The 451-nt window shown below is 26.4% G+C and carries 1 pseudogene; it reads right to left on the bottom strand.

Annotation, left to right across the window (positions count from 1 at the left end):
* A pseudogene (locus tag GBZ86_RS17660) lies at window positions 1-451 on the bottom strand (IS701 family transposase); the annotation flags it as partial.

Below are 451 nucleotides of genomic sequence, written 5' to 3' on the forward strand. Positions count from 1 at the left end.
ACTTGATAATCTTGTAAAATAGGAGCTACACCTGTTACCATATCAGCTGCTAATTCCATTTTGCTTTTTAGTGAATCGTAAAGTTTATACTGAACCGGAATTTTTATATAATGTATATTTCCTTTGAAAATTACTGGAATTGCTAAAGCTAAACATACAAAACAATGACCATTCAAATATGAAGTGCCATTTTTAGCTGTATGATCAAATAATTTTCCATAGCAATCAAACTTATTTCCATATTTTGATTGTAAGGTATCATCTATAATTAAATAAATTGAAGTGTTACCTTTAAGCTCTTTAGGCATAAGTTTTAACGCTGTTTTTAAAGTTGATATAGCTAAATCTGTTGAGTTTAAATTTTTATCGGCTAAAAAATAATAGAAGCTATTTAAACATTTATCCCAATACTTTTTTATAAATTTTTCATGCAAAAATTTAACCGATTTAG

The organism is Clostridium tarantellae (genome assembly GCF_009295725.1).
In the GTDB taxonomy this organism is placed as follows: Bacteria; Bacillota; Clostridia; order Clostridiales; family Clostridiaceae; genus Sarcina; species Sarcina tarantellae.